Origin of the sequence: Aeromicrobium sp. Root472D3 (assembly GCF_001426485.1) — a bacterium.
In the GTDB taxonomy this organism is placed as follows: Bacteria; Actinomycetota; Actinomycetes; order Propionibacteriales; family Nocardioidaceae; genus Aeromicrobium.
Genome location: NZ_LMET01000001.1, coordinates 1,033,214 through 1,059,124, shown reverse-complemented (window position 1 = coordinate 1,059,124; position 25,911 = coordinate 1,033,214). Strand labels below are relative to the sequence as shown.

Genomic DNA, 25,911 nt, shown 5'->3' with positions numbered 1-25,911 from the left:
AGACCCCCGTCGCGCCATCACCCGGTGCGACGCACCCCATCATCAACCGCCGGAGGCACCCGTGATTTTCGACGTCACCGTGGAGATCCCCAAGGGCAGCCGCAACAAGTACGAGGTCGACCACGCGTCGCACCGCATCCGTCTTGATCGCACGCTGTTCACCGCAACCCAGTATCCCGCGGACTACGGTTTCATCGACGACACCCTGGGCCTGGACGAGGATCCCCTCGACGCCCTCGTGCTCCTGTCGGAGCCGACGTTCCCGGGCTGCGTCATCTCGTGCCGCACGATCGGCATGTTCCGCATGACCGACGAGGCCGGCGGCGACGACAAGGTCCTGTGCGTCCCGGCCAAGGACCCGCGCCAGGAGCACCTGCGCGACATCCACCACGTGCCGGAGTTCGACCGCCTCGAGATCGAGCACTTCTTCACGGTCTACAAGGACCTCGAGCCCGGCAAGTCCGTCGAGGGCTCGACCTGGACCGGACGCGTCGAGGCCGAGGCCGAGATCCAGGCCAGCTACGCCCGCTTCAAGGACAACGGCGGCTACTGAGGATCGAGGGAGGACACGCGGCGCTCAACACCGGTTGAGCGCCCGCGTCCGATCTAGCATTTCCCGATGCCCGCTCGCCTGCCGTCCCCCGTGCCGATGAGGCTCCTCGTCGCGACCCTCGGGGCGCTGCTGCTGACCGTCGGCCTGGTCTCGCCCGCCCAGGCGCGGCCCGCGAAGGTGCCGGTGCCGTACGTCACGGCGGCCTCGCCGCACACCCTGACCGTCACGTGGCCCGCGGTCGCCGGCGCTCGCCGCTACACCGTCCACGTCGCGTCGAGCCCCTCGAAGGCGGCCCGCTCGACGTTCCGCACGCACTGGTCGCACGGGCGTCGCACGTCGCTGAAGGTCAAGAACCTGCGCGCCGACCGCCGCTACTGCTTCACGGTGCAGGCCGCGGGCCGGGGCGGCGGCGGCCCGCGGTCGGCCGCGGCGTGCAGCTACACGCTGCGCCGACCCGTCCGTCTCGACAGCGCCAAGGTCTCGGTCGCGACGTTCAACGTCTGCGCGTGGGCGCCCAACTGCAAGAGGTGGACCAAGCGGCGCGAGAACGCGATCGTCCAGCGGATCGTCGACGCGGACGCCGACGTCGTGGGCCTGCAGGAGGTCACGTCGAAGGCCGACCGGCTCACCAAGCGTCTCGAGAAGCACGGCTACCTGCGCTACGCCGCCCCGCAGCGCAAGGTCGACGAGGCCATCTTCTACCGTGCGTCGGCCGCCGACCTGGCGGTCGCGACCCGGCCGGCCCGGCAGTGCGAGGTCGAGCCGTACCGAGGCCCCGACAGCACCGTGGGGTGGCGGTTCCCTCGGCACCTCGACGAGGCCACGCAGCAGTGGTACGTCTACCAGGGCAGCGGCTGGCTGACCGAGGAGCCGGTGTGCCGCGACCGCCTGCTGCCGCTCGAGCAGGAGGGGCGGATCAGCTCGCCGTCCGGCGCGACGGGCGTCTGGGCCGCGCTGCGGCTCAAGCGCAACGGCCAGACGTACGCGTTCGTGTCGGCCCACCTCTCCCACGGACCGACGACGGCGGCCGCCCGCCTGCGCGGCCGCGAGACCAAGCACCTGATCCGCTCGACCCGCGAGGCCGTCGGCGGCCTGCCGGTCATCTACATGGGCGACTTCAACTCCTACCGCGGCGGACCGGGCGGCGACCCGCCCCGCCGCGTCATGTCGAACCGCGGCATGACCGACACCTACGACGCGTCCGCTACCTACACGCGCCCGTACGTCAGCAGCTTCAACGGCTGGGACCGCAAGGTCGAGACCCTCGACTACTGGGGTGGCCACATCGACCGCATCTTCATCCCGAAGCGCATGAGCTCGACGTCGTGGCGGGTCGAGGCGCGGACGAAGAAGCGTCGCTACGTCGGCACCCAGGCGTCCGACCACAACCTCGTGCGCACCACGATCCTGCTGCCCTGAGGGACGATCAGGCGCACACTGGTGCCATGAAGCGCTCGCCCCTGGCCGCGGCGACGATCGTCGCCGCCACCGTCGCCCTCGTCCTGCCGCTGCTCGCCGCGGCGCCCGCCACCGCCGCGGAGCGGCCCGAGCTGCGCGTCACGGTCGTGCAGTCCGGGCTGCAGCACCCGTGGGACCTCGCGTTCCTGCCGGACGGCTCGATGCTCGTGACCGAGCGCGACCGCAAGCGCCTGACGCTGCGCACCCCCTCGGGGCGCACCCGGACGATCTTCACGGCTCCCCGCAACATGTGGTCGGGCGGCGAGACCGGGCTCATGGCCGTCGAGCCGGCCCGGGACTTCGCGTCGACGCGCGAGTTCATGACGTGCCACGGCTACCGCAAGGGCGGCGTGCAGGACGTCCGGGTGGTGCGGTGGCGCCTCAACCGGGCCGCGACGTCGGCGACGTACGTGCGCACGCTCGTCTCGGGGCTGCCGTCGACGAGCGGGCGGCACGGTGGGTGCGCCCTCGTGACGGGGTCGGGCCAGCAGCTCTACATCGGCACCGGCGACGCCGCGGTGGGTCGCAACCCGCAGCGGCTCACGTCCGGTGGCGGCAAGGTGCTGCGCGTCGACGCCCGGACGGGCCGGGCCGTGCGGTCCAATCCGTTCACCCGCAGCTCGAGCCGCATGAAGCAGCGCGTGTTCACGTACGGGCACCGCAACGTGCAGGGCCTCGCGCGTCGCGGCGACGGGACGATCTGGTCGGTCGAGCAGGGCAGCTACCGCGACGACGAGGTCAACCGGTTGTCGAAGAAGGGCAACTACGGCTGGAACCCGGTCCCCCGGGCCGCGGGTGACGCCACCTACAACGAGGGCGCCGACTCGCCCATGACCGACCACCGGCTGCGGGGCGGGCAGAGGTCGGCGAGGTGGCGCTCGGGCGCGACGACGATCGCGACGAGCGGCGGGACGTTCGTGACCGCCGCGGGCTGGAGGGGCTGGAAGGGCTCCCTGGCGGTCGCGACGCTGAAGGACGAGTCGCTGCGCCTGCTGCGGTTCAGCCGGTCCGGCTCGCTGCGCGAGACCTGGACGCCCGCCGCGCTCGACGGCACGTACGGGCGTCTGCGCGCCGCCGTGCAGGGGCCCGACGGGGCGCTCTACCTGACGACGTCGAACGGCTCGGACGACAAGGTGCTGCGGGTCACCGCGCGCTGAGGGCTGCGGTCAGGGCCGGGAGCCGCGCAGCAGCGCGCGCATCGTGTCGGCGAAGACGCTGACGTCGATCGAGTGGTCGAGCGAGCGCAGCGTGCCCAGCCCGATGCCGAGGCTCAGCAGCGTCGTGGCGGCCTGGTCGGCGTCGACGACGTCGTCGAGCCCCGCCTCGGTCGTCACCTGTCGCACGAGCTGCGCGATCGCCGACCGGATGGCCCGGTGCCGCTTGACGAGCTCGGTCGCGACGTACGGGCTCTGGCGGGCGATCGCCCCGAACTCGACCTCGAGCGCGGTCCAGCGGGGCTGGCCGAGCCCCTCGCGGGCCCACGCCGCGAAGGCCTCGATGCGTCCGTCGAGGTCGGTGTCGCGCGTGAACGCCTCGACGACGCCGGCGATCTGCTCCTCGTGGATGCTGTCGAGCACCGCCATGCACAGCTCCTCCTTGCCGGAGAAGTTCGAGTACACCGCGCCCTTCGAGAAGCCGGCACGCACCGCGACCTTGTCGAGCGACGTCGCGGCGTAGCCGTCGGCGAGGAACATGTCGCGCGCCACCTCGATGAGGCTCTCGCGGGTCTGCGCCTGGCGCTCCGCCCGCGTCGTGCGGGCTCCGTCGACCGTCACAGCTGCTCCTTCTCGATCGGACCGGGGTGGTCCGAAACACTCTTGCAGACCAATCAGATACCGATAGTATCTGAACGGTGATCACCAAGGACATCGTCATCATCGGCACAGGGTTCTCCGGCATGGGCATGGCCATGAAGCTGCGCGCGGCCGGCCGCGACGACTTCGTCGTGCTCGAGAAGGCCGACGACGTCGGCGGCACGTGGCGCGACAACACGTACCCCGGCTGCGAGTGCGACATCCCCAGCCACATGTATTCGTTCTCGTACGAGCTCAACACCGACTGGAGCAAGAGCTTCTCGGGTCAGCGCGAGATCCACGAGTACATGCGCGGCGTCGCCGACGAGCAGGGCATCCGCCCCTACATCGACTTCGGCGTCGAGGTCACCGGCGCGTCGTGGGACGAGAGCCGCCAGCGCTGGACGGTCCGCACGGCGTCGGGCGACGACTACGAGGCGCGCTTCGTCGTCGCGGGCGTCGGCGGGCTGCACATCCCGAACGTCCCCGAGATCACCGGCGCCGAGACGTTCGCCGGCCCGCGCTTCCACTCCGCGCAGTGGGACCACTCGGTCGACCTGAAGGGCAAGAGGGTCGTCGTGATCGGCACGGGGGCCAGCGCGATCCAGTTCATCCCGATCATCGCGCAGGACGTCGCCTCGCTGACGGTCTTCCAGCGCACTCCCCCGTGGGTGCTGCCCAAGAAGGACAAGCCGACGCCCGAGTGGCGCAAGAAGGTCTTCGCGACCGTCCCGGGCGCCCAGCGGGCCTACCGCGACGTGCTCTACTGGGGCCTCGAGGCGCGCGCGATCGCGTTCAACGGGCACCTGAACGTCCTGCCGTTCGCCGAGAAGATCGTCAAGCGGCACCTTGAGAAGTCGGTGCCCGACCCCGAGCTGCGCGCCCGGCTCACCCCCGACTACCGGCTCGGGTGCAAGCGCGTGCTGCAGTCGAACACGTACTACCCGACGTTCACGCGCGACAACGTCGAGCTCAGCACCGACGGCGTCCGCGAGATCGTCCCCGAGGGCGTCGTCGACGCGCACGGCGTCCTGCACGAGGCCGACGTCGTCATCTACGGCACGGGCTTCCACGTCATCGACGCCTTCGACTACCTCGACATCAAGGGACGGGGCGGCGTCGACCTGGCGTCGCAGTTCCGCGAGGGCGGCGTCGAGACGTACATGGGCATGATGGTCAACGGCTTCCCGAACCTCGCGTTCATGCTGGGCCCCAACACGGCGCTCGGCCACAACTCGGTCGTGTTCATGATCGAGCAGCAGACCAAGTTCGTGATCCGGCTCCTCGACGAGATGGACGGCCTGGGTGCCGCCGCGGCCGAGCCGACCAAGCAGGCGCAGACGGCGTTCAACGAGGAGATCCAGCGCCTGGTCGAGAAGGGCATCTGGACGCAGGGCGGCTGCACGAGCTGGTACCTCGACAGCCACGGCAAGAACCGCACGATCTGGCCCAAGTTCACGTTCCAGTACTGGTGGGAGACCCGCAAGGTCAACCACCCCGACTTCACCTGGGAGCAGGCCGCGTAGACCGAGCGAGCACAGCGAGCGAGCGTCGGAGCGCGCTAGGGAGCGCAGCGACCGTGAGCGCCGCGCGGCGAAGCCGCCAGCCTGCGAAGCGTGGTGAGGCGCAGGGCTCGCCCGACCCCGCGAACCCACCGACGTCGCTTCGCTTNGGCCGCAAGCGGCCTCACTAGCGACCGAGGGCTGCGCTCACGCTCGGCCGCAAGCGGCCTCACCAGCGACCGTGGGGGCGTCAGCGCGGACCGACGGCGGTGACGGTGACGGCGGCCTCGCCGATCTCGTCGCTCTCGGCGAGGTCGACGGTCGCCGAGATGCCCCAGTCGCGGTCGCCCTCGGGATCGTCGAAGGTCTGGCGGACGGTCCAGGTGTCGGGCCCCTCGGTCACCATGAACAGCTCGGGGCCCCGCGAGCCGGGCCCGGTGCCGATGTTGGTAGCGAAGCCCGTGACCGCGGGGTACTCCTCGCGGTAGTCGGCCATCGCGTCCATCCACGCCTGCTCGTCCCAGTCGGAGTCGGGCTCGAGCGCCGCGAGCTCGGCCCAGCGTCCGAAGGCGGCGAGCTCGACGCGGCGGAACATCGCGTTGCGCACCAGCACCCGGAACGCGCGGGGGTTGCCCGTGACGGGCCGCGGCTTCTCGCTGGCCATCGCCTGCGGACGCACGTCGAGCGGGTCGGTGCCGGGGTTGATGAGGTCCTCCCACTCGTCGAGCAGCGACGAGTCGGTCTGCCGGACGAGCTCGCCGAGCCACTCGGTGAGGTCCTCGAGCTCCTCGTTGCGCGCCCTCTCCGGCACGGTGCGGCCGAGCGTCTTGTAGACGTCCGACAGGTAGCGCAGCACGAGCCCCTCCGAGCGGGCGAGCTGGTAGTCGCCGATCAGCTCGGAGAACGTCATGGCCCGCTCCCACATCTCGCGGACGACCGACTTGGGCCGCAGCTCGTGGTCGGCGACCCACGGGTGACCGCCGCGGTACGTCTCGTACGCCGCGGTGAGCAGCTCCTCGAGCGGCTTGGGGTGCGTGATCTCCTCGAGCAGCTCCATCCGCTCGTCGTACTCGATGCCGTCCATCTTCATCTCGTTGATCGCCTCGCCGCGGGCGCGGTGCCGCTGCGCGTTGATGATCGGGCGCGGGTCGTCGAGGGTCGCCTCGACGACCGAGACGACGTCGAGGGCGTACGTCGGCGACTCGCGGTCGAGCAGCTCGAGCGAGGCGACCGCGAACGGCGACAGCGGCTGGTTGAGCGCGAAGTTGGCCTGCAGGTCGACGGTCAGGCGCAGCGTGCGTCCCTCGTCGTCGGGCGGGTCGATCCGCTCGACGACCTCGCCGGCCAGCAGGGCGTCGATGATCTCGTCGACCTGCGCGAGCATCCGGTCCTGCGAGTCCTCCGACTCGCCGCTCTCACGCAGCAGGCGCTCGAGGGACGCGCGGGCGTCGCCGGGTCGCGAGACGACGTCGAGCACCATCGCGTGGCTGACCTTCATGCGCGACACGAGCGGCTCGGGGGTGCCGGTCGACAGCTTCTCGAACGTCCCCTGCCCCCACGACACGAAGCCCTCCTGGGGCTTCTTGCGCTGGATGCGCTTGAGCTTCTTGGGGTCGTCGCCGGCCTTGCGGACGAGCCGGGCGTTCTCGATCTCGTGCTCGGGCGCCTCGACGACGACGTGTCCGATCGTGTCGTAGCCGGCGCGTCCCGCGCGGCCGGCGATCTGCTGGAACTCGCGCACCTGCAGCTGGCGCTGGCGGACGCCGTCGTACTTCGACAGCCCGCTGAACAGGACGGTGCGGATCGGGACGTTGATGCCAACGCCGAGCGTGTCGGTGCCGCACACGACCTTGAGCAGGCCCTGCTGCGTCAGGGTCTCGACCAGACGGCGGTAGCGCGGCAGCATGCCGGCGTGGTGCACGCCGACGCCCATGCGGATCAGCCGCGACAGGGTCTTGCCGAACGCCGACGAGAACCGGAAGTCGCCCAGCGCGTCGGCGATCGTGTCGCGCTCCTCGCGGGTGGCGACCTTGATGCTGGTCAGCGCCTGTGCCCGCTCGAGCGCCGAGACCTGCGTGAAGTGGACGACGTACACCGGCGTCTGGCCCGTCTCGATGAGCTGCTCGAGCGTCTCCTGCACGGGCGTCGAGACGTACTCGCTGACCAGCGGGACGGGCCTCTCGGTGGACGTGACGACCGCGGTGTCACGGCCGGTGCGCCGGGAGAGGTCGCCCTCGAGCCGCGTCGTGTCGCCCAGGGTCGCCGACATCAGCAGGAACTGGGCGTGCGGCAGCTCGATCAGCGGCACCTGCCACGCCCAGCCGCGGTCGGGGTCGGCGTAGAAGTGGAACTCGTCCATGACGACCAGGCCGATGTCGGCGTCGGCGCCCTCGCGCAGCGCCATGTTCGCGAGGATCTCGGCGGTCGCCGCGATGATCGGCGCGTCGGCGTTGACGGCCGCGTCGCCCGTGACCATGCCGACGTTCTCGGCCCCGAAGATCTCGCACAGGTCGAAGAACTTCTCGCTGACCAGCGCCTTGATCGGCGCGGTGTAGACGCTGCACTCGCCGCGGGCCAGCGCAGCGGCCATCGCGCCGGTCGCGACCAGGCTCTTGCCCGAGCCGGTCGGCGTCGCGAGGACGACGTTGGAGCCCGCGACGCACTCGAGGATCGCCTCGTCCTGGGCGGGGTACATCGTGAGCCCGCGGGACTCGACCCACTCCGTGATCGCGCCGTACACGGCGTCCTCGTCGTAGGCGGCCCCGGTCTTCGGCAGCAGGTCGATGAGGCGCATCGCACCATTGTCGCGCGTGCGGCGGTGCGTCAGGCCCCCGCCTGCACGCGCAGGCCCTGCAGCAGCATGTCGAGGCCCGACCGGAAGACGTCCGCGTCGTCGTGCCGCTCGAACTCGTCGGCGATCTGGTGCAGGAACGGGAACTCGTCGGCGTCGTAGGCGCGCCACCCGTCGGCGTACGCCTTCAGGAACTCGGCGGGCTCGAGACCGCTCTCGAAGAACTCCTTCGGCGGCGGCTGCGCCATGTCGACCGCGACGCCGACGACGTAGCTGACGATCGACGACACGGCGTGGAACCGCTGCTGCGGGCTGAGGTCGAGGCGCATGACCTGCTGGCCCAGGCGCTCGAACAGGCGGATCGAGTTGGTCTGCACGCCGGTGTTGCGCATCAGGAAGCTGCCGAGCCACGGCCTGCGCACCATCTCGTCGAACATCGCGAGCGACACGGCGCGCAGGGTGCCGATCGGGTCGGAGTCGTCGACGAGATCGTCCGTCCCGGCCAGCACGCGCCCCATGACCTCGTCGGTCGCGCGGTCGAGCAGCTCGTCCTTGCTCGACACGTACCAGTAGATGCTGCCGACCCCTCCGCCGAGACGCGCCGCGAGCGCCCGGAAGGTCAGGGCGCCCTCGCCGTCCTCGTCGAGCAGCGCGATCGACGCCTCGACGACGTTCTCGAGCGAGTGCGTCACGCGGGGGCGGCGACCGGTCGGCATGACCCCATCCAATCACGCCGTTGCTCTTTCTCGAACAGTGTTCTATAGTTCGAACGTCGTTCGAGAGTCGAACGGTGTTCGATACTCAGGAGGTGCCGCATGAGCGACACGATCTCGTCCGCCCCCGCGGCGTCCCACCGCTCGATCCGCTCCGCGGCGATCCCGCTGGCGGCCCTGTGCCTGGCCTTCTTCGTCGAGATGGTCGACAACACGCTGCTGACGATCGCGCTGCCCACGATCGCCCGCGACCTCGGCAGCGGGACGACGGCCCTGCAGTGGGTCACGGGCGCCTACTCGCTGACGTTCGGCGGGCTGCTCCTGACCGCGGGCGCCGCGGCCGACCGCCTCGGACGGCGACGCGTGCTGCTGACGGGCCTGACGGCCTTCGGGCTGATCAGCCTGTGCGCGATCGCGGTCTCGACGGCAGGAGAGCTCATCGCCCTGCGGGCCGTCCTCGGCCTCGCCGCGGCGATGATGGCGCCCGTCACGATGTCGCTGGTCTTCCGGCTCTTCGACGACGAGGCCCTGCGGATGCGGGCCATCACGATCGTCATGGTCGTCGGCATGTCGGGGTTCGTCCTCGGCCCCCTGCTCGGCGGCACGGCCCTGACCCACGTCGGGTGGGAGTGGCTGCTGGTCGTCAACGCGCCGATCGCGCTGGTCGCGTGGATCGGCGTCCGGCTCGGCGTCCCGGAGGACCACCCGGACGACCTGACGCACGACGCGCTCGACCTGCCCGGCGCACTGCTCAGCATCGCCGCGATCGGCCTGGCCTGCTACACCCTGACCAGCGGCGTCGAGCACGGCTGGCTGTCGGTCGCGACGATCGGCTCGGCCCTCGGTGCGGTCGCGGCGGCCGTGGCGTTCGTCCGGCACGAGCGGCGCACCGCCGCGCCGATGCTCGACCTGCGCCTGTTCTCGAGCGGCACCGTGCGCGGCGCGGCGATCGCCCAGATCGGGACGTCGATCGCGATGGCGGGGGTGCTGTTCGGCCTGATCCTGCACTTCCAGTACGCGTACGGCTGGAGCCCCGTCCGCGCGGGACTGGCCAACCTCCCCCTGATCGTGACCATGATCGCCGCGACGCCCCTCTCCGAATGGTTCGCGCGACGGTTCGGGCACCGCGTCGCGTGCCTGATCGGCGCGGGCCTGCTGGCCGGCGCGCTCGCCGGCCTGGCGTGGGGCGTCGAGCACGGCTACCCCGCGATCGCCGTCGCGATGGTCGTCATGACGATCGGCCTGCGCACCGTCATGACGATCTGCGCCGTCGCGCTCGTCAGCGCGATGCCGGCCAACCGCACGTCCGTCGGGGCCGCCCTGAACGACACGGCCCAGGAGGTCGGCACGAGCGTCGGCACCGCGATCATCGGGACCCTCATCGCGGTGCTGGTGACCTCGCAGCTGCCCGCGGGCACGTGGAGCGGCGAGCTGGTCGCCTCGTTCTTCCACGGCGAGCGCATCGCCTACGCGGCCCTCGCGGTCGTCGTCGGGCTGGTCGCCGCGGGCGGGGCCCTCACGCTGACGGACTCGCGGGCGACCGACGAAGTTCGCTAAGCAAGCGCTTAGGAGTGCGCTATCGTCGCACCATGAAGGCGATCCAGATCACATCCCTCGACGGCCCCGAAGCGATCGAGCTGCGCGACGTCCCCGATCCCGTGGCCGGCCCCGACCAGGTGCTGATCCGCGTCCACGCCGCGGGTGTCGCGTTCCCCGAGGTGCTGCAGTCGCGCGGGCTCTACCAGATGAAGCCCGGCCTGCCCTTCACCCCGGGCGCCGAGATCGCCGGCGAGGTCGTCACGGCACCCGAGGGCTCGGGCCTCGAGGCGGGCGACCGGGTCGCTGCGCTGTGCCTGCTGGGCGGATTCGCCGAGCTGGCCGTCGCCCCGGTCACCGAGACGTTCCCGCTGCCCGACGCCGTCTCGTACGAGCAGGGCGCGTCGGTCATCTTCAACTACGGCACGGCCTACTTCGCCCTCGTCGAGCGCGGGAAGCTGCAGCCCGGCGAGTCGGTGCTGGTGCACGGCGCCGCCGGCGGCATCGGCACCGCGGCGATCCAGGTCGCCAAGGCCTTCGGCGCGGGGCGCGTCGTCGCCGTCACGTCGACCGCCGAGAAGGGGGCCGTCGCGCTCGAGGCCGGCGCCGACGAGTTCGTCCTGGCCGACGGCTTCAAGGACTCCGTCGTCGCGGGCGGCAAGGTCGACGTCGTCGTCGACCCCGTCGGCGGCGACCGCTTCACCGACTCGCTGCGCAGCCTCAAGGACGACGGGCGGGTGCTCGTGATCGGCTTCACCGCGGGCGAGATCCCGACCGTCAAGGTCAATCGCCTGCTGCTCAACAACGTGTCGGTCGTCGGCGTCGGGTGGGGCGCGTACGTCCTGCAGCGTCCCGGCCACATCGCGACCGAGTGGGCCGCGATGGAGCCCCACCTGGCCAGCGGAGCCCTCTCCCCCGTGGTCGGGCCGACGTTCCCGCTCGCCGAAGCCTCCAAGGCCCTGCTGACGCTCGACGAGCGTCGTGCCACGGGCAAGGTGCTGCTGACCCCCTGACTCAGCGGCGGAACCGCGCGACGGGGTTGACCAGGGTGCCGGCGAACAGCAGCGAGTCGGCCTGGTCGGCGAGGTCGACCATCTGCCGGGTGTCGCGCAGCTGCAGCCGGTTGAGGCACGAGTGCGCGAACTCGGGCGCGAACAGGTCGATGCGCGCGAACGCCTCGGCCAGCTCGGGATGATCGGCCTGGTGGTCGGCGATGCACTCGGCCACCAGGGCCCAGAACTCGTCGGGCGCCAGCAACCCGTCCTCGGCGAGGATCGCGGCGAGGAACCGCAGGAACCCGTCGAACACGTCGGTCAGCACCGACAGCGGCTTGACCTCGGCGGGGACGTCCGCGCGGACCCGCTCGACCTCGGCGGGCAGCTCGAGGTCGCCCATGACGGCGACCTCCTCGCCGATGTCCTTCATCAGCACCCGCGTCGGCACGTGCCCGTCGAGCACCAGGACCAGGTTCTCGCCGTGCGGCATGAACGCCAGCTCGTAGCGGTGCAGGCAGTGCACGACGGGTCGCAGGTACGCCCGCAGGTAGCGACGCACCCACGTCGTGGCGTCGAGCCCGGACGCCCGCACCAGCGCGACGGCGTACGACGCGCCGTCGCGGTCGCGGTGCAGCAGCGACGCCATCGTGGCGAGCCGCTCGCCGTCCGCCAGCCGGGCCTCGGGGCTCTCGCGCCACAGCGCCGCGATCATCTTCGTGTACGGCGACGGCGTGCCGAGCCGGTGGTAGGCGTCGCCGGTGTAGCCGATCGCGGCCCGCTCGCGCAGGACGCCGAAGCCGCCCGCCACGAGCTCGTCGTCGGACGCCACGAGGTCGGCGACCCAGTCGTTGATCGCGGGCGTGGCCCGCATGTAGCGCGGCGACAGCCCCCGCACGAACCCCATGTTCTGGATCGACAGCGCCGTCTTGACGTAGTGGCGGTCGCGGCGGGACGTGTTGAAGTACGTCCGGATCGACTGCTGCGCCTGGTACTCGTCGTCGCCGCGGCCGAGCAGCACGAGGTCGTCGCGGCCGAGGTCGGCCGCGAACGTCACGGCGATCTTGTGCTCCCACTGCCACGGGTGCACCGGCACGAGCAGGTAGTCGGACGGGTCGAGGCCGCGTCCGTGCAGCGTCCCCGCGAAGCGACGACGGGTCGACGGGTCGAGCTCGCCGGTGTAGAGCGACTCCTCGTCGAGGCCCTCCCCGAGCGACAGGTGGGCGAGGCTGCGCCGCGCGGCGACCCACACGACCGCGAATCGCGATCCCGTCTCGGGCGCGTACGCCGCGTGCTCGGCCAGCGAGAAGCCGATGCGGCCGTTGTTGGCGACGAACGCCGGGTGCCCCTCGGTCATCGCGGCCTCGATCGCCTGGAAGTCGGCACCGACGAGGTCGCGCGCCGACGTCGTGGCGTGCACGTGCTTCCACGCCGACCCGGCCAGCGTGCTGCTGATCTCCTCGAGGTACGTCGGCAGCAGCCCGTCGGGGATGCCCAGCACGTCGGCGTGCTCGACGACGAAGGCGAGGGCGTCGACGTCGGCGGGCTCGCCGTCGACCGTCCGGACGATCGACCACGGGCCGACGACCCAGTGGTCGAGGTCGTACCGGTGGGCGTGGAACAGGTAGTGCGAGCGTCCGTCGGGCGAGAACAGCTCGTGGTCCGGCCCGACCGGGCGGGGGTCGAGCAGCCGCTCGTGCGCGAACTCGCCGATCGCCTTGGCGACCAGCATCCGGTGCGCTCGGCCCATCGGCCCGGGCGACAGGTGCGCGGCGACGTCGTGCGGCCCGCGGCCGAGGGCGCTGCGCTCGAAGTCGTCGCGGGTGCACACGCTCAGGGCCGCGACCTTGTCGGACAGCTGCACGTGCCCCACGACCGTGAACCCGGCGGACGCGTTGAGGGCCGCGATGGGCTCGTTGCGGACGTCCGGCTCGACGACGACGCGGTGCCGGCGCGGGTCGTCGAGGCACAGCTCCATGACCGTGCGGAACACCGCCGAGGTGAACCCGCTGCGTGGCCGGTCGGTCGGTGCGACCAGCACGTGCATGCCGATGTCGCCGAGCCGCCAGTCGTAGCGGCCGGCCAGCTCGCTGTGCTCGGGGTCGTACGTCTCGGCGAGGAAGGCCGGCTCGCCGTCGACGCGGCCGAGCCACGCGTCGTGGTGCCGATCGGCGACGATCGCGGCGTACGCGTCCCAGACGTCCTGCACCGAGGCGTCCTGCATGCCCCAGAACACCGACCGGGGGTGCGTGACCCAGGCGTGCAGCACGTCGCCGTCGCGGTCGACGTCGACGGGCTCGATCGTGACGGTGCCGACCTCGGTGCTGCGCGACAGCAGGACGTCCGCGGTCGTCATCGGGCCACCCCCGCCGGACGGCGGGCGAGGTCGAGCGGCACCCCGAACTCCTGGAACGCGACGTGCCGCTCGACGAGGTAGACCTCGCGCCCCGTCAGGCCGCGGATGATGATCGAGTTGCGGTAGGCCCCCATGCCCAGGTCGGGCGCGATGAGGCCGTGGGTGTGCTCCTCGGCGTTCTGCACGTAGATCTCCTCGTCGTCGTGGTCGATCGTGTAGTCGGCGGCGACGTCGTAGCGTCCCCGGTCGTCGAAGCGGATGCGCCCGGCGATGCCCGACACGAACGCCGGCACCCGGGCGCGGTAGCCCGTCGCGAGGACGAGCCCCTCGGTCTGCAGGTCGAGGGGCTCGTCCAGCTCGGTGTGGCGCATCGCGAGCGCGTAGCGGCCGGCCGCCTCGTCCCACGACGCGTCGGTCAGCTCGGTGTTCGTCAGCAGCCGCGTCGGCACGTCGCCGTGCACCCGCTTGCGGTAGAGCGTGTCGAAGATCGCGTCGACGAGGTCGCGGCTGATGCCCTTGTAGAGCGCCCGCTGCTCGCGCAGCAGCTCGTCGCGGGTCGTCGCCGGCAGCGCCTGGAAGTGCCGCGTGTACTCCGGCGACGTCATCTCGAGCGTCAGCTTGGTGTACTCCATCGGGAAGAACCGGGGCGAGCGCGTCGCCCACACCAGCTCGTAGCCGTGGGTGTCGATGTCCTCGAGCAGGTCGAGGTACACCTCGGCGGCGCTCTGGCCGCTGCCGACGACCGTGATCGAGCGCCGGGCCTGCAGCTCGGCCTTGTGGCCCAGGTAGTCGGCCGAGTGGATCACGGGGCCGTCGAGCCCGCTGACCGCCGACGGCACGTGCGGGAGGGTGCCCGTGCCGAGCACGAGCCGCCGCGCCCGGTACGTCTCGGTCGAGCCGTCGCGCAGGCGAGCGGTCAGGACGTACGTCTCGCCGTCGTGCTCGACCCGGTCGACGTGGCGCCCGAAGCGGACACCCTCGACCTGAGCCGCGGCCCACCGGCAGTAGGCGTCGTACTCGGCCCGCAACGGGTAGAAGCTCTCGCGGATGTAGAACGGGTACAGCCGACCGGTCTGCTTGAGGTGGTTGAGGAACGAGTAGCGCGACGTCGGGTCGGCCATCGTGACGAGGTCGGCCATGAACGGCACCTGCAGCGTCGCGTCCTCCAGCATCATGCCGGGGTGCCAGCTGAACTCGTCGCGTGCCTCCAGGAACACGCCGTCGAGGCCGTCGACCGGCTCGGCGAGGCACGCCAGGCCCAGGTTGAACGGGCCGAGGCCGATCGCGGCGAAGTCGTGGACCGTCGCGCCCATCAGTGCACCTCCTGGGTGGCCCGCAGGTCGTCGAGCAGCTCGTGCCCGATGTCGGTGACGAGCGCCAGCACGGCCCGCAGGTCGTCCGGCGTCGTCTCGGGGTTCAGCATCGTGAGCTTGAGCCACGCCCGCCCGTCCGACCGCGTGCCGGCCACGACGGCCGAGCCGCTGCCCGCGATCGCGCGGCGGATCGCGGGATTGACCCGGTCGGCGTCGTCGTCCGACATGCCGGGGGGACGGAACCGGAACACCAGCGTGCTGAGCGTCGGCGCCGTCACGACCTCGAGATCGGGGTCGTCGAGCATCAGCCCGTGCCCCGCGGCGGCGAGGTCGACGACGGCGTCGACGTAGTCGCCGATCGCGTCGGCACCCATCGCGCGCAGGGTCATCCAGAGCTTCAGGGCGTCGAAGCGGCGGGTCGTCTGCAGGCTCTTGTCGACCTGGTTGGGCTGCGCGGACGACCGCGGGTTCAGGTAGTCGGCGTGGTACGTGACGTGCCGCAGGGAGTCGCCGTGGCGGAACAGCACGGCGCTCGAGCTGACGGGCTGGAAGAACGTCTTGTGGAAGTCGACCGTGACGGAGTCGGCGCGCTCGATGCCGTCGAGCAGGTGGCGCCGGCGGGTCGAGACGAGGAGCCCACCGCCGTAGGCGGCGTCGACGTGCATCCAGACGCCGTGCTGGGCGCACACGTCGGCGACGTCGACGAGCGGGTCGATGCTGCCGTAGTCGGTCGTGCCGGCCGTCGCGACGACCGCCATCGGGACGAGGCCGGCCGCGCGGGCGTCCCACACGGCCCGGTCGAGCGCGACGGCGTCCATCCGGCGGCGGCGGTCGGTCGGGATCGTGACGACGGCGTCGGGCCCGAGGCCGAGGACGTCGGCCGACTTCTGCACGCTGAAGTGGCTGTCGCGCGAGGCGAAGACGCGCAGCCGCGAGGCGTCGCCGGCGAGGTACGCCTGCCCGCGGGCCACGAGCAGTGCTTGCAGGTTGGACTGCGTGCCGCCGCTCGTGAAGACGCCGTCGGCGTCGGGACCGAGGCCGATGCGGTCGGACGTCCACCGCACGAGCCGGCGCTCGATCTGCGTCCCGCCGCCGCTCTGGTCCCACGTGTCGAGCGAGGAGTTGACCGACGACACGAGCACCTCGGCGACCAGGGCCGGGACGACGACGGGGCAGTTGAGGTGCGCGAGGTAGCGCGGCTCGTGGAACCACACCGCGTCGTCGAGGTAGACCGACCGCACCTCGTCGAGCACGGCGGCCATGTCGTCGAGGGGGCGGTCGAGGTCGACGTCGTCGACCTTGGCGCTGACGGCGCGGACGTCCGCGCCCGACCACGGCCCGTCGACCCCGGCGACGTGATCGGCCACGACCGCGACGCCGCGGGCCATCTCGTCGCGATATCGTCCGATGTTGGCTGCGTTGAACAGATGGTGACGCACGAGCTCTCCCCGAGAAGTGGTTAGGACAGGCTTACCTAACCTGATCCGTAGGCCTCCGGACAACCCCCTGCGAGATCCCTCACACCAGCTTCCCGGCGAAGAGCCGGTCCCACATCACGGAGAAGTGCGGGTCCCGGCCGTCGTAGCCGCGGGCCGAGATGGCTCGATGCACACGGCGGACGACCTCACGCTTGTCCCGCAGATCGGCTGAGGTGACCACGATCAGACGCCACCCCGACGCTTCGAGCTCCTCGCGTCGCTCCCGGTCGCGCTGCCGTTGCCGCGCGTCCCGCTCGTGGTGCCAGCCGTCGTACTCGACCAGCACCTTCCACCTCGCGTAGACCAGGTCGCCCCGCGCCAGAAGAGCGCCAGACTCGTCGAGGATGTCGACGTTGCACGAGGGCTCGGGCAGGCGCGCGAAGACGATCATCAGCCGCACCGTCGTCTCGAGAGGCGACTCGACGTTCTCGCGGACCAGCGCCATGACCCGACGGACACGACGCACCCCGTCCAGGTGGCGGTCCATCGCGTACCGGAGCAGGTTCTCGGGCGTCGTGTGACCGCGGTGGATCATGTGCTCGATCGCCTGGACGAGCGGCACCAATCGCACCTTCGTCGCGATGTCGACCAGCGTCCTGTCCGCCCCGGTCACGGGGAGTCCGTCCAGCACGACCGGACGCAGGGCGCCACGTCGCCGGTGGGTCACGATCCCGGCGAGTCGACTGTGGGTCGAGGTCGACGTCGAGACGTGCAGCGGCCAACCGTCGTCGAGCGTCAGGCCGTACAGGCGCATCGCCGTGGTGTGACTGACGACCGCGTCGGCCGGCAGCACCAGCAGCGCCGCCGTCAGCCAGACGTGCAGATCGAGTGGACGCGAGGCTTCCTCGTACACCCCGCGGAACAGCCGGCGGTACCGGGACGCGCGCAGCCGACCCGGAGACAGCCCCGCGTGCGCAGCCTGCTGGACGGTGAAGGGTCGCGAGGTGTCGAGCACCTCTCGACCTTCCCGCCGCAACAGACGCCCCCACCAGGCCCGAGGTCACCCCTGTGGACACGCACGTCTCGGCCGCACGGCGTGGACATCGCACCATGTGGGCACGTCTGGTCAGGTTCTCCGTGCAAAACCGACCGGACGTGCCCACATCTTGACGGCGCTCCGGCACCCCGCGTGTGGGCGCTCGCGTCCGCCGCCCGGGGTGTCAGCGGTTCGCCCTTCAGTGGGTTCAACGACAACACGCAGGAGACCCCATGACCTTTGAGAGCTTTCGAGACGCACTCGTTGCGGCAATGCCCGGACTGATCCTCGGCAACGACGAGCACGAGGCGGCTGAGATTCTCGCTCAACTGATGAACCTGGGCACCTGACAGAGATGTGGGCACCTTCTGTCGGTTTCTCCTTGCAGAACCGACAGAAGGTGCCCACATCTTGGAGGTGGATGCGGCCGGCCGCCGGCCGGGCCCTAGCGCTCGCTGTCGAGCATCGCCATCTGCTCGCTCGCGTAGCGGGTGCCGGCCACCTGGTCCGTCGGCATGGCCGCCTCGATGTCGGCCAGCTGCTCGGCGGTGAGCGAGACGTCCGCGGCGCTGAGGCTCTCGGTCAGCCGTTCCCGGGTGCGGGCGCCGACGACGGGGACGACGTCGTCGCCGCGCGACGCCACCCAGGCGATCGCGGCCTGGGCGACCGTGATGCCCGCGGCGTCCGCGACCGTCCGCAGCGCCTCGACCAGCGCGAGGTTCCGGTCGAGGTTCTCGCCCTGGAACCGCGGCGTGTGCGAGCGGAAGTCGCCGGCACCCTTCGTCGCCGCGTCGTAGTGCCCGCTGATCAGGCCGCGCGACAGGACGCCGTACGCCGTGATGCCGATGCCGAGCTCGCGGCACGTGTCGAGGATGTCACCCTCGACGCCCCGCGAGATCAGCGAGTACTCGATCTGCAGGTCGCTGATCGGGTGCACCGCGTGCGCCCGGCGGATCGTCTCGGCGCCGACCTCCGAGAGCCCGATGTGACGGACGTACCCGGCCTCGACCAGCTCGGAGAGGGCGCCGACGGTCTCCTCGATCGGGACCCTGGGGTCGAGGCGTGCCGGACGGTAGACGTCGACGTGGTCGACGCCCAGCCGCTCCAGCGAGTAGGCCAGCGACGTCTTGGTCGCCGCCGGGCTGGTGTCGGCGCCGAGCCACGAACCGTCCGGGCCGCGCTGCGCGCCGTACTTGACGCTGATCGTGACGGCGTCGCGGTCGCGTCCCTGCAGCGCCTCGCGCAGCAGCAGCTCGTTGTGGCCCATGGCGTAGAAGTCGCCGGTGTCGAGCAGCGTGACGCCGGCGTCGAGCGCCGCGTGGATCGTCGCGATGCTCTCGTCGCGGTCGGCCGGGCCGTAGAGGGCGGACATCCCCATCAGGCCGAGGCCGATGGCCGGCGTCCCGCCGAGGGTTCCGAGGGTCTTGGTGCGCAGTGTCGATGTGGTCATGCCTCCACGGTGCGCCTCGCGGGCCACGAACGGGAGAGGAGCGCTCAACCACGGACTCGCGGTCCCTGCCTCCGGGGCGCGACGCGAGCCATGATGGACGCATGCCCATGGACCGCGCCGCGCTCGCCGACTTCCTCACCCGTCGCAGGGACGCACTCCAGCCGTCCGACGTCGGTCTGACGGCCGGCCCCCGACGCCGCGCGCCGGGCCTGCGCCGCGAGGAGATCGCGCACCTCACGGGCATGTCGGTCGACTACTACGCCCGGCTCGAGCAGGCCCGCAGCCCGCAGCCGTCCACCCAGATGCTGCAGGCCCTGGCGCGCACCCTGCGGCTGAGCCGCGACGAGACCGACCACCTGCACCGGCTCGCCGGCCACCCCGCTCCCGACCGCACCGGGTCGTCGCGCCACGTGCGGCCCGTGCTGCTGCACGTGCTCGACCAGCTGGAGGACTGCGCCGCGTTCGTGTGCTCCGACCTCGACGAGGTGCTGGCGCAGAACCGGCTGTCGGTGCTGCTGCAGGGCGACCACTCCGGGCGCACGGGCCTGCGGGCCAGCTCGACCTACACCTGGTTCACCGAGCCCGGTGCGCAGGACGGCATCGTCGCCGAGGACCGACCCGAGCACAGCCGCGTCCGCGTCGCCGACCTGCGGGCCACCTGGTCGCGCCGGCACGGTGACGCCGACGTCCGGTCGCTCGTGGACGCGCTGGTCGCCGACAGCCCGGAGTTCGCGCAGATCTGGGAGCGGCACGAGGTCGGGGTCAAGCACCTGCAGCACAAGCGCTTCGTCCACCCGCGGATCGGCGAGCTGACCGTCGACTGCGAGACCCTCGCGACCGACGAGGACGGCCAGCGCCTCATCATCCTCGGCGCGGCGCCCGGCACCGACGCCCACGGCAAGCTCCAGCTGCTGCGGGTGCTCGGCGAGCAGACCCTGGAGGTCTGAGCGCACCCTCGCGGCCGCCGCGCCTATGGTGGGTCGGTGACGTTCACCGGATTCCCCGAGGCGGCGCTCGACTTCTACGACGACCTCGAGATGGACAACACCAAGACGTTCTGGGAGGCGCACCGCGACGTCCACGCGACCGCCGTCGCCGCGCCCATGAAGGCGCTGACGGCCGCGCTGGCCGACGAGTTCGGCGACGCCAAGATCTTCCGCCCGTACCGCGACGTCCGCTTCTCGAAGGACAAGACGCCCTACAAGACCCACCAGGGCGCCTTCGTCGCGAAGGGGCCCTCGACGGGCTACTACGTGCAGGTCGGGGCGCCCGGCGTCCGGGTCGGCGTGGGGTTCTACGAGGCGTCGGGCCCCCGGCTCGCGAGCGTCCGCGAGGCGATCGTCGACCAGCGGCGGGGCGCCGAGCTCGAGGAGGTCCTGGCCGCCCTGGCCGGTGCCGGTTGGGAGCTCGGCGGCGACCGCCTCAAGACCGCACCCCGCGGCTACTCCGCCGACCACCCGCGCATCGAGCTGCTGCGGCACAAGTCGATGACGCTCGGCAAGGCGTACGGCTTCGAGCCGGTCATCCACACCCCCGAGCTGCTCGACCGGGTGCGCGCCGACTGGCGCGAGGCGACGCCGTTCGTGGAGTGGGTGCTGCGCTACGCCAGGGCCTGAGACGACACGGCCCACCGTGTCCGGCCCGCCGCCTTGGCGTCGTACAGCGCCCGGTCGGCGGCGTCCATCAGACCGCTGAGACCGTCGATCGTCGCCGACTGCGCGGTGGCCAGGCCGACGCTGATCGTCACCGGCACGACCTGCTCGTCGACGACGACGCCGCAGCGCATGGCCTCGACGAGCGCCTCGGCCGCCGCCTCGGCGCCCTCGTGGCTCGCGCACTCGGTGATGACGAGGAACTCGTCGCCGCCGAGCCGGATCGCCACGGCGTCGTCGGACTGGGCGCTCCGGATGCGCTGCGCGGTCTGCATCAGCACCTCGTCGCCGACGTGGTGGCCGAACCGGTCGTTGACGGCCTTGAAGCCGTCGAGGTCGCAGGCCAGGACCGCCACCACCGCGTCCGGCCCGACGCGCGCCAGCAGCGCGTCCATCGCACCTCGCGCGCCGCGGCGGTTCAGCAGCCCCGTCAGCGGGTCGTGCTCGGCGTCGCGGCGGTGCCTCATCTGCTCACGGCGCTCGAACGAGATGTCGACGATCGTGCACACGGCCCGCTCGGGAGCCGAGGCGACGCCACCGATGCCGCGCACCGTGACGCGGAACCACCGCGCGTCGACGCCGCGGCCCGTCTCGGCCACGAACGTCACGGCGGGAACACCCCTGCCGAACACCCCGTCGAGGGCGTCGCACATGCCGCGCCCGCCGTCGTGGACCGTGACGGCACGGTCGAACGCTGCGGCGTCGGTGACGTCCGGCAGCGCCTCGCGGAAGGCCCGGTTGGCGTCGACGAACGCCCCGCCGACCTCCGCGATCGCCGTCAGCGTCGCGGCCGTGTCGAAGGCCAGGCGGTAGATGCGCTCGTTGAGCGCGGTCCGCGCCAGCGTGCGCGCGGCCGCGATGGCGGTCTCGGCCTGCCTGGCCACGATCTCGACCGTCGAGGCCTGGGCCAGCTCGGGCACCAGACCCGACCGGGGCATGTCGACGCTGACGACCCCGATCATCTCGCCGGCCGAGTCCGACATCGGCACGAACAGCGCGTAGTCGGGCTTCCAGGCGCGGGGGTCTCCGGCCGTGCGGTCGAACCACTCCGTGTCGTCGGACGTCCAGCTCCCGGCCACCGAGCTCTCGCCCGACTCCTTGCTCAGCAGCAGGCCGTGGTGCGGCACCGAGGCGGCGAACTCGGCGTCCCACTGGTGGCGCGGGGCCTCGAGACCGAGCAACGCCTCGCCCACCTCGGGAGGGCCCGCCACGGCCACGACCTTGAGGTCGCCGGAGTCGGTGACCAGGTTGATCGCGGCCGATCCGAAGTCCGCGACGTCGACCAGGGCTCGGCACACGGCGTCGAGGACGGCCTGCAGATCGGTCGTCGAGGCGAGCGACCGGGCCAGGTCGACCAGACCCTCGACGGTCCTCAGGGAGAGGACCGGCTTGGACACGAAGCCCATGTGCACACCTCGCTGCCGTGGAGCGCTCACGCTATCGCGAGCGAGCCACGGCTGCGCGGCGAATCCCGACCTTCGGGACGTCAGAGGTGGACGGCCTTGAGGCCCGCCTCCGGGTAGCGCTCACCGGCCGCGACGCCCACCGGCGCGACCTCGTCGAGCGAGGCGAGATCGGACGCCGAGAGCTCGATGTCGGCGGCGGCCACGTTCTCCTCGAGGTACGTGCGGCGCTTGGTGCCGGGGATCGCGACGACGCCCTGCTGGTGCAGCACCCAGGCGAGTGCCAGCTGGCCGGGTGTCGCGCCCTTGGCCTCGGCCAGCGAGCGCACCGCCTCGACGACCGCGAGGTTGGCGGCGATGTTCTCGTCCGACCAGCGCGGGTTGCTGCGCCGGAAGTCGTCCGCGTCGAGCTCGTCGGTCGAGGCGATCGCCCCGGTCAGCAGGCCCCGCCCGAGCGGCGAGTACGCGACGAACGCGATGCCGAGCTCACGGGTCGTGTCGAGCACCCCGTTGACCTCGGGCGCGCGCTCGAACAGCGAGTACTCGGTCTGCACCGCGGTCAGCGGGTGCGTCGCGTGCGCGCGGCGGATCGTCTCGGGCGCCGCCTCGGAGATGCCGAGGTAGCGGACCTTGCCCTCCGCGACGAACTCGCCCATCGCGCCGAACGTCTCCTCGATCGGGACGTCCGGGTCGACGCGGTGGATGTAGTACAGGTCGATCGTGTCGCGGCCCAGGTGGCGCAGCGACCGCTCGAGGGCCGTGCGCAGGTACTCCGGGGAGCCGTTGGTGCCCTTCCGCTCGCCGTCGTCGGTTATCTCGACGCCGGTCTTGGTCGCCAGCGCGTACTCACCGCTGCGGCTGCCGATCGTCCGGCCGATGAGCTGCTCGTTGATGAACGGTCCGTACATCTCGGCGGTGTCGATCAGGCTGACGCCCAGGTCGAGCGCGCGGTGCAGCGTCGCGGCCGACTCGTCGTCGTCACGCGCACCGTAGAACGCGGACATGCCCATCGCGCCGAGTCCCTCGACGCTGGCCTCGAGGCCCTGGCTTCCCCATGTGGTGGTCTTCATCGCAGCACCTGCTCCTTGTAGTAGTCGATCTTGCGGTTGATGGCGGTCAGGTGCGTCTGCACCTCGGCCAGCTCCTCGAGCACGTGCACGCGGTGCGCCTCGAGGATCGCGAGGCGATCGGCCTCGCTCCCGTCGACGCGGTACAGCTCGACGAACTTCTTGATGTCGCGGATCGGCATGCCGGTGCGGCGCAGCATCACGAGCGTCCCGAGCCAGGCCACGTTCTCGCGGGTGTACCGGCGCTGGCCCGACGACGACCGTCCGGGACGGTGGAGGGTCAGGCCCTCCTTCTCGTAGTAGCGCAGCGTGTCGACGCTCAGCCCGCTCGCCTCGGCGGCGGCACTGATCGTCAGGCCCTCGGCGGGCACGTCGGTCAAGGTCATGTCTTCAGCATGACCCCTGGAGCGCGCTCCAGCACAAGTCGAGACGGGTCAGCCGCGACCACCCGGGCCGCGCGGGAAGCCGCCACCCGTGAGGCTCGTCGTGGTCGAGTCACCCGAGGGGAGGTCCGCGTCGAGATCGGCCAGGACGATCTCCTGGCCCCTCGTGAGCCCGTCGGTGATCTCCGTGCGGGTCGCCCCGACGACGCCCACGGTGACGGGGGTGACGACCGGCCGGCCGTCGACCAGCACGCTGACCGTCGTCCGGATCGTCGTCGACACCGCCGACGACGGCACCGTCAGGACGGACTCGGCCCGACCGGTGACCACCGAGATCGAGGCGGTCGAGCCCTCGGGGGCCGCGACCGGTTCGGCGAGCTCGATCGTGACGGGATAGGTCGACGTGCCGGAGCTCGCGTCGGGCAGCAGCGCGATCGACGACACCGTCCCGCCCGTCGCCTCGACCGCGCCCGCAGGCGTGACCGACGCCGTCTGGCCGACCGTGACGTCCTGGATCTGGTCGAGGGTCACCGTCGTGGTGACGGTCGTGGCGCCGTCGCCCTTGATGACGATGACGACGTCGCTGTCGGCGACGACATCGCCCTCGACCACCGACACCGACAGGATCTCGCCCGCGAACGGGGCGGTGAGCTCGGCCGACTTCAGCTGGCGCTCGGCCTCGGTCAGCTGCGCCTCGGCCGTGTCGATCGACGCCTGGTCCTGCGCCAGGGTCGCCGCCGTGACGGTCGGCCCGCTCGCGCTGCCGGACGGAGTGGAGCCGGATGTCGATGGCGTCGTGGGCGTCGTAGGAGTCGTAGGAGTCGCGTCAGCGTCGTCGGGCGCCGACGGGGTCGAAGGCGTCGACCGCGTCGAGGACGACTCGCCCACGGCCTCGACCGCGGCGGTCAGGGTCGTCGACAGCGCCTCGAGCGCCGTCTGCAGCGTGTCCTGCTGGTCGGCCACGACGTCCTGCGCGGCCTGGACCGCGTCGAGCGCGTCGGAGCACCCCCGCGACAGACCCGTCGCCTCGCCCTCGTCCTCGCCGTCGGCGGGCGTCGGCTCCTCGGTCTCGGCGGCCTTGCACGCCTCGATCTGTGCGGCGAGCGCGCTCTTGGAGGCGCTGATCGCCTCGGTCGCGGCCGACTGGGCCGAGGTGAGGTCGGTCTGCTGCGTCGCGAGCTTGGCCAGCGCCTCCTCGAGCGCCGGCGACCGCGTCGGGGTGGATGAGGTGGGCGTGGACTTCGCAGGCGTCGACTTCGCGGGTGTCGCCGCGGTCGGCGTCTCGGAGTCCGTGACGGTCGACGCCTGACTCGCCTCGTCGGTCTCGAGCTGGGCCTTGGCCTTCGCCAGGGTCGCCTCGGCCTTCGTGACCGCGGTCTCGAGGTCGGTGGAGTCGAGCGTCGCGAGGGTGCTGCCGGACCGGACGACGTCACCGGCCTCGACGGAGACCTTCTCGACGGTGCCGCCGGCCCCGAACGACAGGTCCTGGCGATCCGATGCCGTGATGATGCCCGAGAGCCCCATGGTCTCGTCGACGTCGCCGGTGGTCACGGTCGCCGTGCGGTACGAGCCCGCACCGCTCTGCGTCTGGGCGTACGCGACACTTCCGCCACCGACCAGGACGACGCCGGCGATCGCCGCTGCCGCGAGCCTGCGCCGTCTCACGAGGCGTCCGCCGGACGTCCGCCGCCGAACCCCATGGCACACGCGCCGTCGACCGGCTGGGTGATCGCGATGCTCTCGGCCGTGATGGCACCGGTGTCGTCGGCCTCACCGCGGCTCGTGACGCACACCCCGACCGTCACGTCCTTCGCGGACGCATCGGCGGTCGTCGAGTAGGTGGTGTCGCCGGACGTCGTGACCGTCACCGTGGTCGGGCTCGCCGTGGAGCCGTCGGCACCCGGCAGCTGCGACGACACCGTGAAGCCGGTGTCGGACACCGCCGTCACCTCGCCGACGGCGAACCCACCGCCGGGCCCGCCGCGTCCGCCCGCTCCGTCGGTCGGCATGTCGGTGGGCATTTCGGAGGGCATGTCCGTCGGACGCTCGCCGCCGCCGGGCCCTCCCCCAGCGCCCATCACGGAGCACGAGCCGTCGGTCTTCTCGGTGATCTGGACCGTCGACGCGGCGACGGCATCGGTGGACCCGGCGCCGTCTGCAGCCGACGTCACCATGACGCACGAGCCGACCGTGACGTCGGAGGACGAGGCCGAGACCTGCTGCGTGAACGTCGTGCTGTCGGTCCAGCTGACCGCGACCTGGGCGTCCTGGCCCGTGACCTGGGCCGTGGAGCCCGAGACCTCGGCGACCTCGCCCGATCCCCCGGGCCCGCGTCCACCGCCGGGCGCCTGACCCTGCGCCTGCGCCTGGCTGCCGCTCGCCGCGGCGTCACCGTCGGATCCGCCACAGCCGGAGGCGACGAGGCCGACGGCCAGGCAGAGGACGGACGTGCTGATGATGCGCTTCATGGTGACTCCTGAGGGGTTCGGGGCTGG

The 25,911-nt window shown here is 71.7% G+C and carries 21 protein-coding genes; 8 read left to right on the top strand and 13 right to left on the bottom strand.

Annotated features, from left to right (window positions below; translation table 11 throughout):
• Positions 1 to 61: 61 nt before the first annotated feature.
• The 3 genes from ASD10_RS05190 (at position 62) to ASD10_RS05180 (ending at position 3,168) form a co-directional block, all read left to right on the top strand.
• Complete coding sequence (locus ASD10_RS05190) at positions 62 to 553, top strand: inorganic diphosphatase (protein WP_056605648.1); 492 nt, start codon at positions 62 to 64, stop codon at positions 551 to 553.
• A 66-nt stretch (positions 554 to 619) separates the two neighbouring features.
• Positions 620 to 1,972 carry an endonuclease/exonuclease/phosphatase family protein gene (locus tag ASD10_RS05185; RefSeq protein ID WP_056605645.1) on the top strand — a complete coding sequence of 451 codons (1,353 nt, stop codon included), beginning with the start codon at positions 620 to 622 and terminating at the stop codon, positions 1,970 to 1,972.
• A gap of 26 nt (positions 1,973 to 1,998) precedes the next feature.
• The gene (locus ASD10_RS05180) at positions 1,999 to 3,168 is read left to right on the top strand and encodes a PQQ-dependent sugar dehydrogenase (RefSeq protein WP_056605642.1); all 1,170 of its coding nucleotides are present in this window, start codon (positions 1,999 to 2,001) and stop codon (positions 3,166 to 3,168) included.
• A gap of 9 nt (positions 3,169 to 3,177) precedes the next feature.
• Here ASD10_RS05180 and ASD10_RS05175 read toward each other — a convergent pair whose 3' ends face one another.
• Positions 3,178 to 3,786, bottom strand: a complete 609-nt coding sequence (locus tag ASD10_RS05175) for a TetR/AcrR family transcriptional regulator (protein WP_056605640.1) — start codon at positions 3,784 to 3,786, stop codon at positions 3,178 to 3,180.
• Positions 3,787 to 3,863: 77 nt separating this feature from the next.
• On the opposite strand from ASD10_RS05175, the gene ASD10_RS05170 reads away from it, so the two are divergent.
• Positions 3,864 to 5,330, top strand: a complete 1,467-nt coding sequence (locus ASD10_RS05170) for an NAD(P)/FAD-dependent oxidoreductase (RefSeq protein ID WP_082556028.1) — start codon at positions 3,864 to 3,866, stop codon at positions 5,328 to 5,330.
• A 226-nt stretch (positions 5,331 to 5,556) separates the two neighbouring features.
• On the opposite strand, the gene ASD10_RS05165 is transcribed toward ASD10_RS05170, so the two are convergent.
• Both ASD10_RS05165 and ASD10_RS05160 read right to left on the bottom strand, forming a co-directional pair.
• Entirely contained in the window at positions 5,557 to 8,100 is a 2,544-nt protein-coding gene (locus ASD10_RS05165; RefSeq protein ID WP_056605636.1) for an RNA helicase, read from the bottom strand.
• Between the two features lie 29 nt (positions 8,101 to 8,129).
• Complete coding sequence (locus tag ASD10_RS05160; RefSeq protein ID WP_056605633.1) at positions 8,130 to 8,813, bottom strand: TetR/AcrR family transcriptional regulator; 684 nt, start codon at positions 8,811 to 8,813, stop codon at positions 8,130 to 8,132.
• Between the two features lie 99 nt (positions 8,814 to 8,912).
• On the opposite strand from ASD10_RS05160, the gene ASD10_RS05155 reads away from it, so the two are divergent.
• A complete protein-coding gene (locus ASD10_RS05155; RefSeq protein ID WP_056605630.1) occupies positions 8,913 to 10,367 on the top strand; it encodes an MFS transporter in 1,455 nt (484 codons plus the stop codon).
• A gap of 32 nt (positions 10,368 to 10,399) precedes the next feature.
• On the top strand, positions 10,400 to 11,359 hold the full coding sequence (locus tag ASD10_RS05150) for an NADPH:quinone oxidoreductase family protein (protein WP_056605627.1): 960 nt from the start codon (positions 10,400 to 10,402) through the stop codon (positions 11,357 to 11,359).
• Position 11,360: 1 nt separating this feature from the next.
• Here ASD10_RS05150 and ASD10_RS05145 read toward each other — a convergent pair whose 3' ends face one another.
• The 5 genes from ASD10_RS05145 to ASD10_RS05125 form a co-directional block, all read right to left on the bottom strand.
• Positions 11,361 to 13,694, bottom strand: coding sequence for a GNAT family N-acetyltransferase (locus ASD10_RS05145; protein WP_056605624.1), 2,334 nt, complete (start codon positions 13,692 to 13,694; stop codon positions 11,361 to 11,363).
• Positions 13,691 to 15,007 carry a lysine N(6)-hydroxylase/L-ornithine N(5)-oxygenase family protein gene (locus tag ASD10_RS05140; RefSeq protein ID WP_056605620.1) on the bottom strand — a complete coding sequence of 439 codons (1,317 nt, stop codon included), beginning with the start codon at positions 15,005 to 15,007 and terminating at the stop codon, positions 13,691 to 13,693. The genes ASD10_RS05145 and ASD10_RS05140 overlap by 4 nt, the downstream gene beginning before the upstream one ends.
• Positions 15,007 to 16,446, bottom strand: a complete 1,440-nt coding sequence (locus tag ASD10_RS05135; protein ID WP_304439551.1) for an aspartate aminotransferase family protein — start codon at positions 16,444 to 16,446, stop codon at positions 15,007 to 15,009. Before ASD10_RS05135 ends, ASD10_RS05140 begins: the two co-directional genes overlap by 1 nt.
• 79 nt (positions 16,447 to 16,525) lie before the next feature.
• The gene (locus tag ASD10_RS05130; RefSeq protein ID WP_056605614.1) at positions 16,526 to 17,440 is read right to left on the bottom strand and encodes a DUF559 domain-containing protein; all 915 of its coding nucleotides are present in this window, start codon (positions 17,438 to 17,440) and stop codon (positions 16,526 to 16,528) included.
• Between the two features lie 466 nt (positions 17,441 to 17,906).
• Positions 17,907 to 18,911: an aldo/keto reductase gene (locus ASD10_RS05125; RefSeq protein WP_157432463.1), complete on the bottom strand. Its 1,005-nt coding sequence runs from the start codon at positions 18,909 to 18,911 to the stop codon at positions 17,907 to 17,909.
• A gap of 101 nt (positions 18,912 to 19,012) precedes the next feature.
• Here ASD10_RS05125 and ASD10_RS05120 point away from each other — a divergent pair, with 101 nt between their 5' ends.
• Together ASD10_RS05120 and ASD10_RS05115 are read left to right on the top strand one after the other, a co-directional pair.
• Positions 19,013 to 19,858, top strand: a complete 846-nt coding sequence (locus ASD10_RS05120) for a helix-turn-helix transcriptional regulator (protein WP_235501753.1) — start codon at positions 19,013 to 19,015, stop codon at positions 19,856 to 19,858.
• A gap of 36 nt (positions 19,859 to 19,894) precedes the next feature.
• Positions 19,895 to 20,527 (top strand): DUF2461 domain-containing protein, encoded by a 633-nt coding sequence (locus ASD10_RS05115; protein WP_056605608.1) that lies wholly within the window; start codon positions 19,895 to 19,897, stop codon positions 20,525 to 20,527.
• Here the strand turns inward: ASD10_RS05115 and ASD10_RS05110 are convergent.
• The 5 genes from ASD10_RS05110 to ASD10_RS05090 all read right to left on the bottom strand — a co-directional run bounded on the left by ASD10_RS05110 (position 20,512) and on the right by ASD10_RS05090 (position 25,884).
• On the bottom strand, positions 20,512 to 21,969 hold the full coding sequence (locus ASD10_RS05110) for a diguanylate cyclase (protein ID WP_056605605.1): 1,458 nt from the start codon (positions 21,967 to 21,969) through the stop codon (positions 20,512 to 20,514). The genes ASD10_RS05115 and ASD10_RS05110 overlap by 16 nt on opposite strands.
• Positions 21,970 to 22,049: 80 nt before the next feature.
• Positions 22,050 to 23,036, bottom strand: coding sequence for an aldo/keto reductase (locus ASD10_RS05105; RefSeq protein ID WP_056605602.1), 987 nt, complete (start codon positions 23,034 to 23,036; stop codon positions 22,050 to 22,052).
• Positions 23,033 to 23,419, bottom strand: coding sequence for a MerR family transcriptional regulator (locus tag ASD10_RS05100; protein WP_056605597.1), 387 nt, complete (start codon positions 23,417 to 23,419; stop codon positions 23,033 to 23,035). Before ASD10_RS05100 ends, ASD10_RS05105 begins: the two co-directional genes overlap by 4 nt.
• Positions 23,420 to 23,467: 48 nt before the next feature.
• Positions 23,468 to 25,081 (bottom strand): HlyD family efflux transporter periplasmic adaptor subunit, encoded by a 1,614-nt coding sequence (locus tag ASD10_RS05095; RefSeq protein WP_056605594.1) that lies wholly within the window; start codon positions 25,079 to 25,081, stop codon positions 23,468 to 23,470.
• Positions 25,078 to 25,884 carry a hypothetical protein gene (locus ASD10_RS05090; RefSeq protein WP_056605591.1) on the bottom strand — a complete coding sequence of 269 codons (807 nt, stop codon included), beginning with the start codon at positions 25,882 to 25,884 and terminating at the stop codon, positions 25,078 to 25,080. Before ASD10_RS05090 ends, ASD10_RS05095 begins: the two co-directional genes overlap by 4 nt.
• Positions 25,885 to 25,911 lie beyond the last annotated feature (27 nt).